The organism is Ruegeria sp. HKCCA5463 (assembly GCF_013034175.1).
Taxonomy (GTDB): domain Bacteria; phylum Pseudomonadota; class Alphaproteobacteria; order Rhodobacterales; family Rhodobacteraceae; genus Ruegeria.
Genome location: NZ_WQFL01000007.1, coordinates 160379 through 177309 on the forward strand (window position 1 = coordinate 160379; position 16931 = coordinate 177309).

The 16931-nt window shown below is 57.0% G+C and carries 15 protein-coding genes; 9 read left to right on the top strand and 6 right to left on the bottom strand.

Annotated elements, in window-relative coordinates; genetic code table 11:
• Nucleotides 1-41: 41 nt before the first annotated feature.
• Complete coding sequence (locus GOW09_RS15600) at nt 42-524, top strand: hypothetical protein (RefSeq protein ID WP_152457539.1); 483 nt, start codon at nt 42-44, stop codon at nt 522-524.
• On the opposite strand, the gene GOW09_RS15605 is transcribed toward GOW09_RS15600, so the two are convergent.
• Genes GOW09_RS15605 through GOW09_RS15615 form a run of 3 tightly spaced genes read right to left on the bottom strand, consistent with a single transcriptional unit; the run spans nt 483 to nt 3242 of the window.
• The gene (locus GOW09_RS15605; RefSeq protein WP_152457540.1) at nt 483-1082 is read right to left on the bottom strand and encodes a TadE/TadG family type IV pilus assembly protein; all 600 of its coding nucleotides are present in this window, start codon (nt 1080-1082) and stop codon (nt 483-485) included. The two genes, GOW09_RS15600 and GOW09_RS15605, sit on opposite strands and share 42 nt — an antisense overlap.
• Nucleotides 1083-1086: 4 nt before the next feature.
• The gene (locus GOW09_RS15610; protein WP_171119523.1) at nt 1087-1617 is read right to left on the bottom strand and encodes a TadE/TadG family type IV pilus assembly protein; all 531 of its coding nucleotides are present in this window, start codon (nt 1615-1617) and stop codon (nt 1087-1089) included.
• Nucleotides 1614-3242 carry a Tad domain-containing protein gene (locus GOW09_RS15615; RefSeq protein ID WP_253282461.1) on the bottom strand — a complete coding sequence of 543 codons (1629 nt, stop codon included), beginning with the start codon at nt 3240-3242 and terminating at the stop codon, nt 1614-1616. Before GOW09_RS15615 ends, GOW09_RS15610 begins: the two co-directional genes overlap by 4 nt.
• Before the next feature lie 390 nt (nt 3243-3632).
• On the opposite strand from GOW09_RS15615, the gene GOW09_RS15620 reads away from it, so the two are divergent.
• The 4 genes from GOW09_RS15620 to rpoD all read left to right on the top strand — a co-directional run bounded on the left by GOW09_RS15620 (nt 3633) and on the right by rpoD (nt 9608).
• Entirely contained in the window at nt 3633-5063 is a 1431-nt protein-coding gene (locus tag GOW09_RS15620) for a Glu/Leu/Phe/Val dehydrogenase (protein ID WP_152457543.1), read from the top strand.
• 119 nt (nt 5064-5182) lie between these two features.
• Nucleotides 5183-5479, top strand: a complete 297-nt coding sequence (locus GOW09_RS15625) for a hypothetical protein (protein WP_152457544.1) — start codon at nt 5183-5185, stop codon at nt 5477-5479.
• An 80-nt stretch (nt 5480-5559) separates the two neighbouring features.
• The gene (gene dnaG, locus GOW09_RS15630) at nt 5560-7506 is read left to right on the top strand and encodes a DNA primase (RefSeq protein ID WP_171119525.1); all 1947 of its coding nucleotides are present in this window, start codon (nt 5560-5562) and stop codon (nt 7504-7506) included.
• Between the two features lie 113 nt (nt 7507-7619).
• Nucleotides 7620-9608 (top strand): RNA polymerase sigma factor RpoD, encoded by a 1989-nt coding sequence (rpoD, locus tag GOW09_RS15635; RefSeq protein WP_171119526.1) that lies wholly within the window; start codon nt 7620-7622, stop codon nt 9606-9608.
• Nucleotides 9609-9768: 160 nt separating this feature from the next.
• Here the strand turns inward: rpoD and GOW09_RS15640 are convergent, their stop codons facing one another.
• Nucleotides 9769-10809 carry an AraC family transcriptional regulator gene (locus GOW09_RS15640; protein ID WP_171119527.1) on the bottom strand — a complete coding sequence of 347 codons (1041 nt, stop codon included), beginning with the start codon at nt 10807-10809 and terminating at the stop codon, nt 9769-9771.
• A gap of 459 nt (nt 10810-11268) precedes the next feature.
• On the opposite strand from GOW09_RS15640, the gene GOW09_RS15645 reads away from it, so the two are divergent.
• From GOW09_RS15645 to ribD, 4 genes are all read left to right on the top strand, one after another.
• Nucleotides 11269-11673: a hypothetical protein gene (locus tag GOW09_RS15645; RefSeq protein WP_152457548.1), complete on the top strand. Its 405-nt coding sequence runs from the start codon at nt 11269-11271 to the stop codon at nt 11671-11673.
• A gap of 21 nt (nt 11674-11694) precedes the next feature.
• Nucleotides 11695-12108, top strand: coding sequence for a secondary thiamine-phosphate synthase enzyme YjbQ (locus tag GOW09_RS15650; protein WP_171119528.1), 414 nt, complete (start codon nt 11695-11697; stop codon nt 12106-12108).
• Nucleotides 12109-12228: 120 nt separating this feature from the next.
• Complete coding sequence (gene nrdR / locus GOW09_RS15655) at nt 12229-12699, top strand: transcriptional regulator NrdR (protein WP_117869416.1); 471 nt, start codon at nt 12229-12231, stop codon at nt 12697-12699.
• Complete coding sequence (gene ribD / locus GOW09_RS15660; RefSeq protein WP_171119529.1) at nt 12696-13796, top strand: bifunctional diaminohydroxyphosphoribosylaminopyrimidine deaminase/5-amino-6-(5-phosphoribosylamino)uracil reductase RibD; 1101 nt, start codon at nt 12696-12698, stop codon at nt 13794-13796. The genes nrdR and ribD overlap by 4 nt, the downstream gene beginning before the upstream one ends.
• 2 nt (nt 13797-13798) lie before the next feature.
• Here the strand turns inward: ribD and GOW09_RS15665 are convergent, their stop codons facing one another.
• Both GOW09_RS15665 and GOW09_RS15670 read right to left on the bottom strand, forming a co-directional pair.
• Nucleotides 13799-15799, bottom strand: a complete 2001-nt coding sequence (locus GOW09_RS15665; protein WP_171119530.1) for a capsular polysaccharide biosynthesis protein — start codon at nt 15797-15799, stop codon at nt 13799-13801.
• Nucleotides 15800-15802: 3 nt separating this feature from the next.
• On the bottom strand, nt 15803-16912 hold the full coding sequence (locus GOW09_RS15670; protein ID WP_171119619.1) for a polysaccharide biosynthesis/export family protein: 1110 nt from the start codon (nt 16910-16912) through the stop codon (nt 15803-15805).
• Between the last annotated feature and the right edge of the window lie 19 nt (nt 16913-16931).

The window sequence follows — 16931 nt, forward strand, 5'->3', positions numbered from 1 at the left end:
GGAAAGTCGCTAAGTCGAAGCGGAACGGACAGGAGACATCCATGCAGGACGAAGTGCTGGCAACGATTCAGGCATCATCCCCCAGACGGTGGATCGGGGTAGGGATGCTGTCGACGGTTGGGGTGCTGGTCACATACGTCGCTTTGGCATCGCCGCCCGAACCGGCGTGGCAAGTATTTCTTTTTGCTGTAGGGGGCGCGTCGCTTTGGCTGGCCTATCGTGTATGGCACGCGACCCAGGACCATATTGAACTGACACAGTCGGAATTGCGTACCGGGTCAGGTCAAATGATCGCAAAGGTGGCTGATATTGAGTCGGTGGATCGCGGCGTATTCGCGTTCAAGCCGTCAAACGGCTTTCTGGTTCGCACCAAGCACAAAGATACGTACCAATGGGCCCCCGGATTGTGGTGGCGGATTGGTCGCCGGGTAGGCGTTGGCGGCATGACGTCTGCCGCCGAAGCCAAGTTCATGTCAGAAGTCTTAAGCGCTATTATCCACGCAGACGACCGGAGGGCGCACTAGGTTGCAAGCGACCTTGGTGGAAAAGCGGGGACGGGTGAAGATGAAGTTTTGAAAGTTAATGCCGGTCGCCAGATCCCAGCCAGGTTTAAACTGAGGAATATACTCGTTGGATGTTTCCACCAGAATGACCGTGTCCTGATCCGGCATCGGCGGCAGACGGTTTTCGATTTCCTGGATGTTGTTGTCGTTCCATTCCGTGTCATAGCCGCGCACGGTCGACCAATCCACGTAGTGGCGGTTGTCGTTCTCGTCAAAACGGATCAGCGAGACACGCATGCGCACTTCAGACCGGTTGTTGACCATTTCGCCCATAAGTTCGTGAAGCGAGTCGATGTAAACATCAGTCACGGCGGCCGATTCACGTGAGATCAGATCGCTGACCGTATAGGCAGCTTTCAGGTTCGACGCGCTTTGACGAAATCCCTCGAATGCGGTGAACGTAAACGTAATCGTCCACAACAACAGCGGGAAGATCATGATGGCCTCGACGGTCAGAATACCACTTTCGTCCTGCTTGAAGGCCTTGATGCGGTTTTTCACGTTTCTGAATACAAACATAGCTTTACCGTGGCTCCTGCACGAATGCGGTCGTTGCGGTCACTGCATAGTGGCCGCTTTCGTCGACCACTGTGTTTGCGATGATCGAGCTTTCCAGAACAGGATCGATACGCAGGCAGGCCCGCAAAATCATCAACTCGTTTGAGGCCCCGCTTTTGAAGTCGAGCACTGGTTTGGGGTCTTCCGAACTGTCGGTGCAGGGTATTTCGTCCGAAAGTACGATACCATTGAATGCGTTCTGGCGGAGCATTTGCAGCCGCAGGTTGGTTTTACAATTCTTGATACCGGAAATGTCGCAAATCCGGTCCTTGATTACATCGTGGCTCCAGTTGGTGCCTGTGCCCAGACGGATATCCCGAACGACCAGATCAACTCCCCGTTCCAGCGCGGCGTGCTTGGTGGTGATTATAGACATCTCTCCACCAATACCAATGAATGCCAGGAAAAACGGAATGATCATGACAAATTCGATCGTCGCGTTCCCGGACTCGGATCGCTTGAAAGTACGGAGTTTTGACAGTGATTTGCGGATCATTGCGTCAGCCTCAATTTGCGGATGGACGAAGCAATCGCAGTAAACGCCTTGTCCAGATCCAATCCAGCTACATTGTGAACATGGCTGTCCGAGCTTGCGCAGGACTTGATGGTATTCAAGCCGCTGGTGGGGGCCTCGAAAGCGATGCCATAGATGATGACACCCTTGTCTTTGGCCGCGCCGCAGATGCTGGTCGTGCGCGCGTTCTTTGTGGAAGATCCCACTGATTTTCTGAGGCCGTAGTACCAGTTATTCTCGTGGTTGCTTTGCCAATAGAAGTTGTTCTTGGCGTTCCACCACAGCGAAGCTCGGGCAAAAAGCTCAGGATAGGTCAGGCGAGTGGCGGTGCCGATCTCTTCGTTAGAAGAGTTTTCATTGGGTGGGTTCCCAAAAGGATGGCCTGCCGTGACATAGCTGCCGTTTTCTTCTGTATGTTGCATCCAGACCCAACGATCTGGGTTGGTCGAATAGCGGATACTATATTCACCCTTTTTCCCGTCGGGTCTTTGATAGTCAGGGTTGAACCAAACTTCAGTCAGGCCACTACGCGCGGACGAGTCCAACATGTACTGCGAAGTGTTTTGCCCGTCGGTCATTACGATTACGACCTTAAGCACGTCCGAGTCATAAGATTCCGGGCGCAGAGCGAATTTTGCAGGAACCTTGTTTTCGGTGGCCAAGGCATTGATCACAGGCTGGAATGACGGATCCAGCATGCCGACACCCCATTTCATGCCTACGTCGATAGATGTGTTGCCACTTGCGGTCAGGGCATCGATGCGGTTGTGCAGATATTGGACATTGTCGGTGACAGCTGTAATTTCACTGCCGCTGCGAACAGGGCATACGAAATAGGCCGGGGGCTGTTCTCCATCGGTTGAAACGCCGTTGACGTTTGCCGAATTGTATCGCCAAGGATCGAAATGCCCAGTACGCTGATAGAAGGTATTCGGGCTAAGCGTCGCAGATCCGAATTGTCCGGAAGTAAAGTTCACGCAATGGGAATAGTTGTGCTCTGAGGTCACGTTGGTGAATTTACCCAGAATGTCCTGCCCGGCATTGACTTGAGTGGCATAGGGGACAATCGACATCGAAATCTTCGTTTCACCAGATTCCTCAAGCATTTTGGTGACAAAGCCCTTCGCCGCAGTTCTCAAGACTTCGATCTTCGACTTTCCGGCGGTCGCAGAAGACCTTGTCATGGAACCGGACATGTCCAGAACCAGCGAGATTTCAACAGAACCGATGGACTCTATGGCAGTGCTTGCCGCTTTCATATTCAGTTCGGTAACTTTTCCGAACCTCATGAAGCGCGTCGGAACGACTGCATTGGCGGTCGCGGCCACTTTTCTGGAGCCAAACCCTTCGGTGACGGTCACGGTTTTCTCAAGATGGCCCAGCCCGGCCTTTTCCATATAGGCGTCGACAACATCCTTGGGTGGCAGCTTTTGGTCAAGATCTGCTGCAGCAAGCACCGCGCGGTCCAGCGTGGATTGCAGGCTGGCGCGGTCGCGCTCGTACGTCATCAGATCCATCGCCATGCCGGTAATGGCCAGCATCAGGATTAAAATGAGCAGGGTGAATATCGTAAAAGTGCCGTCTTCTTTTCGGGCAAACAGCCGCAACTGGGAAATCTTGTGTTTCGGCTTCGAGCCGTCGTTCTGAAGCGAGAAAATTATCATTTGATGACTCCGCCTCGCACATAGAAGTCGTGCGCCAAAGAAAGGAAATTCCGGTTAAATTTAATTTTCAAACGTGGCGTGAATTGGGCGAAAAAGGCTTGGTTTTGGCCTTTTTGCGCACTCAAGGGGTATAATTTTCACGTTTTCCCCTGGTCTGTCGATGAAATGAAGACAATCAGTTAAGCGATTGACTGGATTGGGCGACTCACCATCAGGTCCTCAAGTCTCTGTTAAGAAGGTGATGAAAAAAAGTGCATTGTTTGATTGCAGCCAGACTTGAGTGGTGCGACAAAACGTCATGACGTTTCGTCATCCAGCGGTACGGAGGATTTTATGACCGGCATCCAAGAACCAAGCTTTCGCGAGAGTGTTGACCTGATGTTCAACAGGGCGGCCGCCCTGATGGAACTGCCGCCGGGGCTGGAGCAGAAAATCCGGGTTTGCAACGCGACCTATACAGTTCGGTTCGGTGTGCGTCTGCGTGGTGAGATCCATACGTTCACCGGATACAGGTCTGTCCATTCTGAACATATGGAGCCGGTCAAAGGCGGCATTCGCTATGCCACTGCTGTGAACCAGGATGAGGTCGAAGCGCTAGCTGCGTTGATGACGTACAAATGCGCTCTTGTCGAAACGCCTTTTGGCGGATCGAAAGGCGGGCTTTGCATTGATCCGCGGAAATACGAAGAACACGAGCTGGAGCAAATCACACGACGCTTTGCCTATGAACTTGCAAAGCGGGATCTTATAAACCCGTCGCAAAACGTTCCCGCGCCCGACATGGGAACGGGCGAACGCGAAATGGCCTGGATGGCTGACCAATACGCCCGGATGAACACCACCGACATCAATGCACGGGCCTGTGTGACCGGCAAGCCATTGAACGCAGGTGGTATCGCTGGGCGGGTTGAAGCCACCGGACGTGGCATTCAGTACGCTCTGCGCGAATTTTTCCGTCACCCCGAAGACGTCAGGGCGGCAGGCCTGTCGGGCAAGCTGGACGGCAAGCGTGTTGTGGTGCAGGGGCTCGGCAATGTGGGCTATCACGCTGCGAAGTTTCTGAGCGAGGAGGACGGTTCACGCGTTGTAGGTATCATTGAATGGGACGGAGCGCTTTATAACCCGGATGGTATCGACGTCGAAGCCGTCCGCCAGTGGATCGTCAAGCATGGCGGCGTCAAGGATTATCCGGACGCGACTCATTCAGCGGAAGGCACAAGCGTTCTGGAGGCTGAGTGTGATATTTTGATCCCGGCTGCCCTTGAGGGTGTCATCAACCTTTCCAACGCCGAGCGGATCAAGGCACCTTTGATCATCGAGGCAGCGAACGGCCCGGTCACCGCTGGCGCGGATGAGATTCTTCGCAAGAAAGGTACCGTTATCATCCCGGATATGTATGCCAACGCGGGTGGTGTGACGGTGTCTTATTTTGAATGGGTCAAGAACCTTAGCCACATTCGTTTCGGCCGGATGCAGCGTCGGCAGGAAGAGGCGCGACATGAACTGATCGTCAGCGAACTGGAGCGGCTGGACCGTTATCTGGGTGACGCGTGGTCGATGTCTCCGGACTTCAAGGCAAAATACCTCAAGGGTGCCGATGAGCTTGAACTGGTGCGTTCAGGCCTCGACGATACGATGCGTATTGCCTACCAGTCGATGCGTGAAGTGTGGCACAGCCGCGACGATGTCGAAGACCTGCGTACTGCGGCCTATATCGTGGCGATCGACCGCGTGGCCAAAAGCTATCGCGCCAAGGGGCTCTGAAGCAGGCGGGCGGGGTGATCATTTCGCCCCGCCGGTACGCGCCGCGGCTTGAATGTCGATGGCGGCCCGTTAGTTTGACGGATAGTAGACACTCAGAGAAACGAATCCCGGAGACCTCCATGTTGCGTATAGCCATTGTCGCGGCTCTGCTGGCCACCCCTTTGGCCGCTCAGGAAACTAAGGAACAAAGCTGCAAGTATCAGGCGGATGTGGTGGCAGCGATCCAAAAGGCGCGGCTGGACCGCGTGAAAGAACGAGATGTGGCGCAAGCCGTGGCTGATAGTGGCCCGACATGGCCCGAGAACTACAACGCCGCGATTCCGCTGATCACGCCGTGGGTCTATGAACAAAAGATGCGCGACGTGCGCAAAAAGGATCTGGGCGCCGCTTGGCTTGAGCTGTGTTTGCAACAATAATCCACAGCCCGGACATTTCCCTGTGGACAAACGCGCGCCTTCCCCTTGGCGCGCTTTCCTGTTTCTGTCAGGTTTGACTCATGTCACTGCCCCCAGGATTTCTGGATGAACTGCGCACCCGCCTGAGCCTGTCTCAGGTCGTCGGGCGCAAGGTGATTTGGGATCAGCGCAAATCCAATCAAGGCAAAGGTGACATGTGGGCGCCTTGCCCTTTTCATCACGAAAAGACGGCCTCATTCCATGTCGATGATCAGAAGGGGTTTTATTACTGCTTCGGCTGTCACGCCAAGGGCGACGCAATCAGCTTTGTGAAAGAAACGGAAAATGTTTCGTTCATCGAAGCGGTGGAAATCCTCGCCCGCGAGGCTGGCATGCCGATGCCTGCGCGGGATCCGAAAGCACAGGAAAAGCAGGATCGCCGCAGTCAGCTTGCCGATGTGATGGAACAGGCGGTGCAGTTTTTCCGCTTGCAGCTGAAAACGGCGGCGGGGGCAGAGACACGGGATTACCTGTCGCGCCGGGGTTTGGATCAAAGCGCGCTGGATCGGTGGGAGATCGGGTTTGCGCCGGACAGTTGGCAGGCGCTTTGGGATCACCTGCGCGGCAAGAGCATCCCAGAGGAGCTGATCCTTGGCGCCGGGCTGGCCAAGCCTTCAAACAAAGGCAAAAAACCCTATGACACATTCCGCAACCGGATCATGTTCCCGATCCGGGATCCGCGTGGGCGCTGCATTGCATTCGGTGGCCGCGCGATGGATCCGAATGACAACGCGAAATACCTGAACTCGCCCGAGACCGAGTTGTTCGACAAGGGGCGCAGCCTTTACAATCAAGGTCCAGCGCGGCAGGCGGCGGGCAAAGGGCAGCCGCTGATCGTGGCCGAAGGGTATATGGACGTGATCGCGCTGGCCGAGGCGGGGTTTGGTGCGTCGGTTGCGCCTTTGGGAACGGCCATTACTGAACATCAGTTGCAACTGCTCTGGCGGATCGCGGATGAACCGATCATTGCACTGGACGGGGATGCCGCGGGTCTGCGGGCGGCCATGCGGGCGGTTGATCTGGCACTGCCGCTGCTGGAGGCCGGAAAATCCCTGCGTTTTGCCTTGATGCCCGAAGGCAAGGACCCGGACGATCTGTTGCGCGCCGAAGGCCCGGGCGCCGTTCAGGCCGTTCTGGAAGGGGCCGTGCCGATGGTCAAACTGCTGTGGCAGCGCGAGACCGAAGGAAAGGTATTCGACAGCCCGGAACGCAAGGCAGCACTGGACAAGGCACTGCGGGACAAGATCAAGCTGATCCGAGATCCCTCGATCCGCTCGCATTACGGTCAGGAAATCAAAGACCTGCGCTGGCAACTGTTCCGCCCCCGACGACAACCTCAAAACCGTCCGTGGCAACCGCGGGGAAAATGGCAGCCGCAGCAGACCGCGACGCCGGGCGCGCGCAGTTCGTTTCTGGCCTCTTCGGAAAACGCGGATATCCAGCTGCGTGAAGCCGCTATTCTGGCGATTTCAATTCTGAATCCCAAGGTTGTTGTCCAATTTGAGCAACAGTTGGAAGAAATGGAATGTCACAATCCTGACTACGCGGCGTTGCGCGATGCTGTTCTGCGTCACGCAATTGATGATCCGGACAACCTGAAAGACCACATTATCGCATCAATGGGGCCTGACGCCCTTGAAAACCTGCTGACCCTTCGCCATGTGGCAGTCATCCCCTGTGTGTCCAAGCCAGGCGACGTTGAAAAGGCCGAGATGACACTGGCCGAGGAACTCGCAAAGATCAAAGCGCTCCGGGGGTTGGATGCCGAGATTGCCGAAGCGGCGGAAGAACTGTCCGATCTGCCCGATGAGGCGCTGACATACCGGCTGGCGCAAGCCGCCGAAGAGCGCAACCGCACGAGTCGAAGCCAGAACGAGGATAGGGCCGTTTTCGACATTGCTGACAATGGGGCGCGAATCAATCGTGACGAGAAAGACGCGTTTGCGGCGATCATGTCTGGCATCAAATTCGAGCGGAAACGCCGATAAGTGGTGTTTTCGTAAGGCACTGGAAAAGAAAAACGGGTAAACGGGTGGCCGAATCACTTATACGCGCTAATGATTCGGCTGAGACGAATCACCCATCCCTGCAGGAGCATTGAATGGCCGCCAAGGATACGAACGAAGACCGCAAATCCGACGAGCAGGAACAGGAAATCTCGCTGGACATGAGCCAGGCGAACGTCAAGAAGATGATCGCCGAGGCTCGCGAGAAAGGTTACATTACCTACGACCAGCTCAATCAGGTGTTGCCGCCTGATCAGGTCAGTTCGGAACAGATCGAAGACGTAATGTCGATGCTGTCCGAGATGGGCATCAACATCATCGAAGATGAAGAGGCCGAAGAAGAAGAGAACAAAGGCTCGACCGAACTGGTTGCCGCGGAAAGCAACCGTGAGGTTGCACTGGCCGGTTCCGGCACTGAAAAGCTGGATCGCACCGACGACCCTGTGCGCATGTATCTGCGTGAGATGGGGTCGGTCGAACTGCTGAGCCGCGAGGGTGAGATCGCAATCGCCAAGCGGATCGAAGCCGGTCGCAACACGATGATTGCGGGCCTGTGTGAAAGCCCGCTGACCTTTCAGGCGATCACCATCTGGCATGACGAATTGTTGTCCGAAGACATTCTTCTGCGGGATGTCATTGATCTGGAAACCACATTCGGCAACCAGTTGGACGAGGACGGTGACGTTGAAGAGCCGGTCGTCGATACCTCGGCCGTGCAGGCGAACAAGCCAGCCAAGGATACCGGCCCCGAGCTGGATGCGGATGGCAACCCGCTGAACAACGATGACGATGACGACGAAGACGATCAGGCCAACATGTCACTGGCCGCGATGGAAGCGGCGCTGAAGGATCAGGTCCTGACCACGTTGGAGCGTATCTCGACCGACTTCTCGATGCTGTCAGAAATGCAGGACAGCCGGATTTCGGCCACGCTGAACGAAGACGGTACGTTCAGTGAAAAGGACGAAGAAACCTATCAGAAACTGCGGGCTGAGATCGTCGAGCTGGTGAATGGCCTTCACCTGCACAACAACCGGATCGAGGCGCTGATCGACCAGCTTTATGGCATCAACCGCCGCGTCATGTCTCTGGACAGCGCGATGGTCAAGCTGGCCGATCAGGCACGCATCAACCGCCGTGAGTTCATCGAAGCGTATCGGGGACGTGAGCTGGATCCGAACTGGCTGGCCGAGATGGCCGAAAAGCCGGGCCGGGGATGGCAGATGTTCATCGAACGCTCGACCGCGAAGGTCGAGGAACTGCGCAACGACATGGCTCAGGTCGGCCAGTATGTCGGTCTGGATATCTCGGAATTCCGCCGCATCGTGCAGCAGGTTCAGAAGGGCGAGAAAGAGGCGCGGCAGGCCAAGAAGGAAATGGTCGAAGCCAACCTGCGCCTGGTGATCTCGATCGCCAAAAAGTACACCAACCGCGGCCTGCAATTCCTTGATCTTATTCAGGAAGGCAACATCGGCCTGATGAAGGCGGTGGACAAGTTCGAATACCGTCGTGGCTACAAGTTCTCGACCTATGCGACCTGGTGGATCCGCCAGGCGATCACCCGCTCGATCGCAGATCAGGCCCGCACGATCCGTATTCCGGTTCATATGATCGAAACGATCAACAAGCTGGTGCGCACGGGCCGTCAGATGCTGCATGAAATCGGCCGCGAGCCGACGCCGGAAGAACTGGCCGAAAAGTTGCAGATGCCGCTCGAGAAAGTGCGCAAGGTGATGAAGATCGCCAAAGAGCCGATTTCTCTGGAGACGCCGATTGGCGACGAGGAAGACAGCCAATTGGGCGACTTCATCGAGGACAAGAATGCTGTGCTGCCCCTGGACAGCGCCATTCAGGAAAACCTCAAGGAAACCACCACAAGGGTTCTGGCCTCGCTCACCCCGCGCGAAGAACGGGTTCTGCGGATGCGTTTTGGCATCGGCATGAACACCGATCACACTTTGGAAGAAGTCGGCCAGCAGTTCAGCGTGACCCGCGAACGGATCCGTCAGATCGAGGCCAAGGCGCTGCGGAAGCTGAAGCATCCCAGCCGTTCACGAAAACTCCGGTCTTTCCTGGATCAATAAGAACAAAGATATATCAGAACAAAGGCGCCCCTCAGAGGCGCCTTTTTTCGTTCACATTGGCTGGTTCTCGCATCACGTTGGCGCGAATGCACAAGGCCGGGGCGGTGTGCCTTTCTATATCGGTCTTGTCCACTCATGGGACAGGCCGGGGCGAGGTTTTTCAGGCTGATGACCCCCGGCCAGCTGTCCGAATGGGATGTTCCACTCGGGTCTTGAAGGCGCTGGGCGGTTGACCTGTCCACCGTTTGAAGGCGGTCGAAAAAGCAGCCTGATCGGCATAGCCCAGCGCGTATGAGATTTCAGACAGAGTCATGCCATTTGTGATGAAAGTCTGGGCCAGATCACATCTTAGATCGTCCACAATATCGCGATAGCTTGTGCCTTCTTCCTTGAGACGTCGACTGAAGGTTCTGAGGCTCATCCCCAGATCAGCCGCCGCATCTTCGGCTTGCAGGATTGCGCCGGGCAGGGATCGGGTGATCAGACCTTCGACACGGGCGCGGGTCTGGTGCTTGGGAGGTGTTTTTTCGGCCAGCAGACGTTCACCGTATTCCAGCAAATGCTCCCGCAGCTTGGGATCATAGGTCGGCACTTTCAATTCCAGCGCAGATAGCGGCAGAATGATCTCAATCTTTTCAGCGCTGAAAACCACCGGGCAGCCTGCCAGCTTTTCGTAGGTTTTGGCGTAGCTTCCAACTTTGTGCTGAAAGCGCATCTCGATCGGGTGCAACTTCACCTGCGTGAGGTTTCTCATCCTGGCCAGCGCAGCGAACAACAGGAATTCCGTGCGCCGATGATAGCGGGCAAAGCTGGCGTCTTTCCAATCGGCCTCAAGGGCCGCGAAGTTACCGGCAACACGGAAGCTGAGCCCGATGGCCGGATCGATGATGCCGTGAAAACGGGACAGGTTTTCCATCACCTGCCTCAAATCGCGGGAGTATTTACTGATATACCCCGTCACGGTCGAGGCCGACGTGACCTCGAGCCCAGTGCGTGCCGCAAATGTGATGTCACCAACGGCGTCACAGGCGTGCCGGATGAACAGAGCCTCTTTATGTGCGCTGTAGACTGCGGCAGGGGGCGCGATATCCTGCTGACGCAGCCCGGCCTGTTTCAATACCCGCTGGGATACTTTGCTGTTGCCGGCGTGGCGATCCAGTGCCTGGATCAAAAAATGTAGTCGGTCGATATCTACATCCATCGTGGTACAACACCTTACATTCTCAAATACACTAACAGTTTATCAGGGAAATCCCTTTGTTGACTTTGGCTTTTGGCAGAAAGGATTTTGCACTTGAGTACTACTTGTTGGCAAGTTCTCGAAAGGTTTTGACCGGAACGCGCATGAAGTGTAGAGCGGGGCTGTCCAAATCAGCTTTGTTGCCGGGTCGGGACCTTTATGGGGATGAGGTCAGAGCCTCGGAGAAATCACCAATCTCTGCTCAGGGCTCCCCGGCACGCTCTTTTTCCCGCAAGTGGCGCGTTGTTCTACGACGCCGGGCTTGGGCCTGCTGATCCGCTGTCAAGGCTGGCTCACACCGGATAACGCTATGTACCTGGCGGGCTGAATTGATTGTGAGGTACCCTGTGCACGCGGTGAAGTTCGACTAACCTATTTAGGGGTCGCTATTTGGAACAAGCAATCAGGGAAGAAATTACCATGAAACAGTCATACACTTTCGCCGCGTTGGCAGCCTTGGCCTTCAGTGTTCCATTGACAGCAGATGCTGCACGGAACGGATTTCGAACGGAACCCATAAACGCCACTGATTTTGAGGTCATCCCCCGCGGCGACATGCGTACCGAAGGCTATTGGTGCGCGGCCGCAGATTATGCGCGCCGAACCTTGGGATTGGGTTGGACGGACCGGATTTACGTGCTGCGGGGGTACGGGCCCAGTGTCACAACCGGTCGCAGAACAGCGGTTCAGTTTTCGATCAAGCAACCTCAAACGGTTGATGTGCAACCAAGCAGCTTTGTCTCGTTCGGGTTTCAGCCTGGCAACAGTGAATCTGTACAAGGTGCGAATGCACGGTGTAATTATCGACCGTTCTTCAACGACTGACAAACGCGCAGGATAGACACGATGCAGACCGAGTTCGTTTTGCACACCCAAGGACCGGGGCTGTACGAATTCACGTCCGACGTTCTGCAATGGCTTGAACGGGTGGCGAAAGATGGGGTCTTGACCCTTTTCGTTCGCCACACTTCCTGCTCATTGCTGATTCAGGAAAACGCGGACCCCGAAGTTCAAAAAGATCTTCAGGCGTTCTTCGAACAGCTGGTTCCACCGTCAGACAACCCTGCCATGTCGTATCTGCGGCACACCTATGAAGGCCCGGACGATATGCCTGCGCATATCAAGGCCGCGCTCTTGCCGGTTTCGTTGACGATCCCGGTGTCGCAGGGACGGCCTGTTCTTGGAACTTGGCAAGGGATTTACCTGTTTGAACACCGCACCGCGCCGCATCAAAGGAAGGTCGCGGCGTATCTGGCCTGACCCACTATTTAGCGGTTTGAATTTCCGACTACCCAAATCCTAGCGGCTGCCCTATAGTTGTGGATAAGTAAGCCGCAGCGCTTACAAAAAGAGGCCGAACATGGGACGAGGAGACGGCGGATGCGCTGCCCGTTTTGCGGAAATATCGACACTCAGGTGAAAGATTCACGCCCGGCAGAGGACCACGTGGCAATCCGCCGACGCCGGTTCTGTCCGGCCTGTGGCGGACGGTTCACGACCTACGAACGTGTGCAACTGCGTGATCTGGTTGTCATAAAAACCAATGGTAAACGCGAAGATTTCGATCGCGACAAGCTGGAGCGTTCGATCCGTATCTCGATGCAGAAACGCCCCGTTGATCCCGAACGGATCGATCAGATGATTTCGGGCATCGTGCGCCGTCTGGAAAGCATGGGCGATACGGATATCCCGTCCAACAAGATCGGTGAGATCGTTATGGAAGCTCTGGCGCGGATCGACACTGTCGCCTATGTTCGCTTTGCGAGTGTGTACAAGAATTTCCAGGCGGCCGATGATTTCGAGGAGTTCGTCCACGAACTGCGCCCGCCGCAGCCTTCGACTGACGAGTGAACGAAACAGATAAGCGATTCATGGCGCTTGCCCTGTCTTTGGGGCGGCGCGGTCAGGGGACGTGCTGGCCGAACCCCGCCGTGGGGTGTGTCATTGTTCGTGATGACCGGATCATTGGGCGGGGCTGGACGCAACCGGGTGGCCGCCCTCATGCCGAGACCGAAGCGTTGGCTCAGGCCGGGCAGGGCGCACGTGGTGCGACCGCCTATGTAACGTTGGAACCCTGTGCCCATCACGGCAAGACGCCGCCCTGTGCCCAGGCCTTGATTGCGGCAGGGGTATCCCGCGTTGTAGCCGCTGTGGAAGATAGCGATCCGCGCGTGGCCGGGCAGGGTTTTGCCATGTTGCGCGAGGCGGGGATTGAAGTCATAACCGGCGTTCTTGCGGAACAGGCAGAACGGGATCTGGAAGGCTTCTTCCTCAAGACTGAACAAGGCCGACCTTTTGTGACGCTGAAGATGGCCAGCAGTTTCGACGGGCGCATCGCAACCTCGACAGGGCACAGCCAATGGATCACCGGACCGCAGGCACGTCGTGTGGTCCATGCCATGCGTGCACGTCACGATGCAGTGATGGTCGGGGCAGGGACGGCGCGCGCCGACGACCCCTCGCTGACCGTTCGGGATATTGGCGTTGAGCATCAGCCTGTCCGCGTCGTGGTGTCCCGCCATATGGACATATCCCTGATGGGTCAGCTGGCTCGCACGGCCTCAAGGATACCTGTCTGGCTCTGCCATGCGCATCACCCGGATGCCGAGCGTGCACAGACGTGGGAGGGATTGGGGGCAAAGCTGATCCCCTGTGCATTGAAAGACCATCATATCGATGCAGTGGATCTGCTTCAGCAACTGGGTCAGGCCGGTTTGACCAGTGTCTTCTGCGAAGGCGGGGCCGCGCTTGCGGCCTCGCTGCTGGCCGAGGATCTGGTGGACGAGCTGGTCGGGTTCACTGCCGGTTTAACCATCGGGGCCGAAGGACTGGCCGCGGTCGGGACACTTGGTCTGGAAACGCTGGAGGCCGCGCCGAGGTTCGAATTGATCGAAACGCAGGCGGTCGGCGGGGATGTATTGCACCGTTGGCGCAGAGCGTCGGAATAACGTCAACGCCAAAGATGAGCGTGCGTTGCGAACGCGCCCTGAAGCTTTGACAGAAATCGATTGAACGGACCGGACGGTGCCGAATACCCCAGCGCCAAGCGTTCAACAGCCACTTCGACAGGGCAGGGTTGTCTGGTGATCGGATCGAAATAGCGTGGATAGTCAATCAAGGTGGCGTGCACCAAACCCATCAGCGACGGCCGTGCACCTCGCCTGACGGGGACGGCATCCAGATCGGTGGTCAGGCCCCATCCCGCATAGAAGGGCGCGCCCAGGGTCGTGACCCTCACCCCGCGCAACAATGCCTCGAACCCCAATAGCGATGTCATCGTCCACACCTCGTCCACCTGCGTCAGCAGCGAGGCAGGGTCAGTTCGGGTCACGACAAGGTCCGCAAGTGACTCTGCGTCTATCTGGCCATCCCGCAAACCGGCTTCGACATCGGGGTGCGGTTTGTAGATCAGGATTGCATCGGGGTTGGCTTCGCGCGCCGATTTCAGCAAGTCCAGATTGCTGCGCACCGTGTTGGTGCCCAGCAGGATCGAGGCGTCATCTTCAACCTGTCCGGGCACCAGAATTCGGTGCCCATGGGGTAGAACCGGCGCGGATTGGCCCGTGTTGTATTTGCTCAAACCATCGGCCAGCAATCTCTCAACAAGCCGTTCAGCGCGCAATTCCTGATCCGGGCGCAATGTTGCACGCTCGCTGATCAGGTTTTCCAACTGGCTGGGCTTTGTGGGGTCATAGTAGATGCCGATTTCGTCGGTTACCAGGGATAGGGGCGGAACAAGCGCCGCCCCAAGTCCGCGGGAACGCAAAAAACCGTCTTCCACACGAACGGCCCCTTCGCTGTCGCGCGCCTGACTGGCCCAGACCATGTGCGGGCGATCCGAGGCATCAGGCTGTGTGGCCGTAAAGCGCAACTTGCCATGCCGCCCGAAAATCTGTTGCATGTGCCTGCGTTTCCACAGACGCATACCGGCGGCCGTCCAACCGTGCCTGTCCTGCTGCCATGCGCGGGTCTGCGCCTCCAAAATGTCCAGAACCGTTTCCAGTTCGCAGAGCTGATCGCGAAAGGGGTCGTACCAGGTCGGGTAAAGCAGCATCGCGGCCGCGAACAGTTGCGCGCGGGTCAGGTTGCGCTGTCGGCGTTGGACTGGGAATTCATCCTGAGTCAGGCCCCAGCCGGCATAGAACGGTTGGCCGAAAACGCGCGGTTTGTGACCGGCCAGGATTGCTTCAAAGCCCAGCTGCGAGGAAACGGTATAAACCGCAACGGCACCCTCAAGCAGGGGCCAGGGGCTGATGGGCTTGTCAAACCACGTGACCCGGTCTGACAGGTTCTGATCGGTGAAATATCCCTGACGATGACCTGCCATCGTTTCTGGATGTGTCTTGATCAGAATGCGCGCGCCTGGGTTTTCCTCCTGCGCGACCACAAGCATTTCAAGAAAACGGGCACGATCGGCACCGCTTGCCGAGACGGCGGCATCGCCAACCGTCTGGTCGATGATCAGTACATAACCGGGGTCAGGTGCGGCAAGATCGGGGTCAAACGCGGAATACTTGCTGAGGTGCAATTCCCTGACCCGCTCCATCGCCGCGCGTGCGCGGTTCAGCAGCGCGGTGTCGTCCAAGGGATCAGTGTTCAGCAGCTTCTCAAGGTCGGAAGGTTCTGCCGCATCGAAATGCGGGCCTGAACGGTCCAGCAAAAGACCCAAGGGCGGTTCACCGGCGCGCCCCGGGTGCAGAGACCTGAGAAAGGCATCCTCGACCCGCAGAACGGGTGCACGGTGTTTTTCGGCGATGCGCAGGCCCCGATACGCGGTCGGGCTGTTGCCCCATATGCCCACGCAATCGCCATCCTTGGGAAGACCCAGACGAATGTCATATCCGGCAAGCGTTAGAATCCGTCTCAGGCGTTTTTGCGTAAGAAACCCGCCGTTGTAGACGAACAGCCGGGTGCGCTCGGCCCCGGCTGCGCTGTCCGGATCGGGTACCATGCATCAGTTGCCGGTCAGCGTGGCGACGTTTGCGATGGGGGTCAGGCCACCAGCGATCAGCGAGATCGATTTGCTCCACTGTGCATAGGGCGCTTCGGTCACATAAATCGTATCATCGTCGCGGATCACGAAATCCCGCGCGATGAACAGGCCGTTGGGGGCCGTCAGGTTCAGCAGGTAGATCATGCGTTGATACCCCTTCAGGTCGGCGCGTCCCGTGATGCTGCGCGCGATGTCCTGACGCTCTTTTCGCAGAATGAAAATGCCGGTTGGATCAGAGGACAGTGTTAGCAGACCACCGACCTGAGCCAGTGCTTCCAAGGCGGTAAGGTCCTGACTGTCAAAGGCCACACGAGACTGACCCCCGGTCGCGCCGAGAGCTATGTATGATCTGCTGTCTTCTTCCACCAAAATGCGGTCGCCGCCACGCAAAGCGACGTCCAGTTTCGGGTTGCGGAACAGATCTTCGTACCAGACGGTGCCCTTTTGATCCCCTCGGATCAGCGTCACCAACGCGATATCCGACGCTACTGAGACCCCGCCCGCCTTGGACAGCATGCCAAGCAGGGAACGGGTTGGGCGTTCGATCGGATAGATGCCGGGGGTTGCGACTGTACCCGTCAGCGAGACGGTGGAACCGTCACCCGCAACACGCCGCACTTCGATCTGTGGGTCGGGTGTCTGTTCCCGCAGCTTGTTCGTGATCAAAACGCGAAGCTGTTCGGGGGTGTTGCCCGCGGCCCGAATCCGACCCGCATAGGGGACGAAAATGAAACCATCGCTGTCGACCTGAACTTCGTCCAGAATGGTCGCCGCACCGGTTTCGCCGGACAGCAACCCATCGTCCACGTTTTCCCATATGGTCAGGCCGAGCACGTCACCAGGGCGGACAGTGTCGGCGGTCAAGGCCTGGGCGCTGCTGAACGAGGACGAAAAGCCGAACTGAGGCACGGCGGATGTAAGGCGTGTCACGCGGTCATCGACTTCGACGACAAACGCGTTGCCGCCATTCTGGACTGCGCCCGCCAGAATTTCGGTCTTGTTAGGCCCGGATTTCGGAAGTTGGCAGGCCGCCATCAAGCCGATTGCGGCTACAAGGGAAACCCCCCGCATCCATCGCTTAGGAGAGAAT

Bases quoted from the DNA above. Each gene is read 5' to 3' on its own strand.
- GOW09_RS15600 (WP_152457539.1), top strand. From the start codon at position 42: ATGCAGGACGAAGTGCTGGCAACGATTCAGGCATCATCCCCCAGACGG.
- GOW09_RS15605 (WP_152457540.1), bottom strand. From the start codon at position 1,082: ATGTTTGTATTCAGAAACGTGAAAAACCGCATCAAGGCCTTCAAGCAG.
- GOW09_RS15610 (WP_171119523.1), bottom strand. From the start codon at position 1,617: ATGATCCGCAAATCACTGTCAAAACTCCGTACTTTCAAGCGATCCGAG.
- GOW09_RS15620 (WP_152457543.1), top strand. From the start codon at position 3,633: ATGACCGGCATCCAAGAACCAAGCTTTCGCGAGAGTGTTGACCTGATG.
- GOW09_RS15625 (WP_152457544.1), top strand. From the start codon at position 5,183: ATGTTGCGTATAGCCATTGTCGCGGCTCTGCTGGCCACCCCTTTGGCC.
- dnaG (WP_171119525.1), top strand. From the start codon at position 5,560: ATGTCACTGCCCCCAGGATTTCTGGATGAACTGCGCACCCGCCTGAGC.
- rpoD (WP_171119526.1), top strand. From the start codon at position 7,620: ATGGCCGCCAAGGATACGAACGAAGACCGCAAATCCGACGAGCAGGAA.
- GOW09_RS15640 (WP_171119527.1), bottom strand. From the start codon at position 10,809: ATGGATGTAGATATCGACCGACTACATTTTTTGATCCAGGCACTGGAT.
- GOW09_RS15645 (WP_152457548.1), top strand. From the start codon at position 11,269: ATGAAACAGTCATACACTTTCGCCGCGTTGGCAGCCTTGGCCTTCAGT.
- GOW09_RS15650 (WP_171119528.1), top strand. From the start codon at position 11,695: ATGCAGACCGAGTTCGTTTTGCACACCCAAGGACCGGGGCTGTACGAA.
- nrdR (WP_117869416.1), top strand. From the start codon at position 12,229: ATGCGCTGCCCGTTTTGCGGAAATATCGACACTCAGGTGAAAGATTCA.
- GOW09_RS15665 (WP_171119530.1), bottom strand. From the start codon at position 15,799: ATGGTACCCGATCCGGACAGCGCAGCCGGGGCCGAGCGCACCCGGCTG.
- GOW09_RS15670 (WP_171119619.1), bottom strand. From the start codon at position 16,912: ATGCGGGGGGTTTCCCTTGTAGCCGCAATCGGCTTGATGGCGGCCTGC.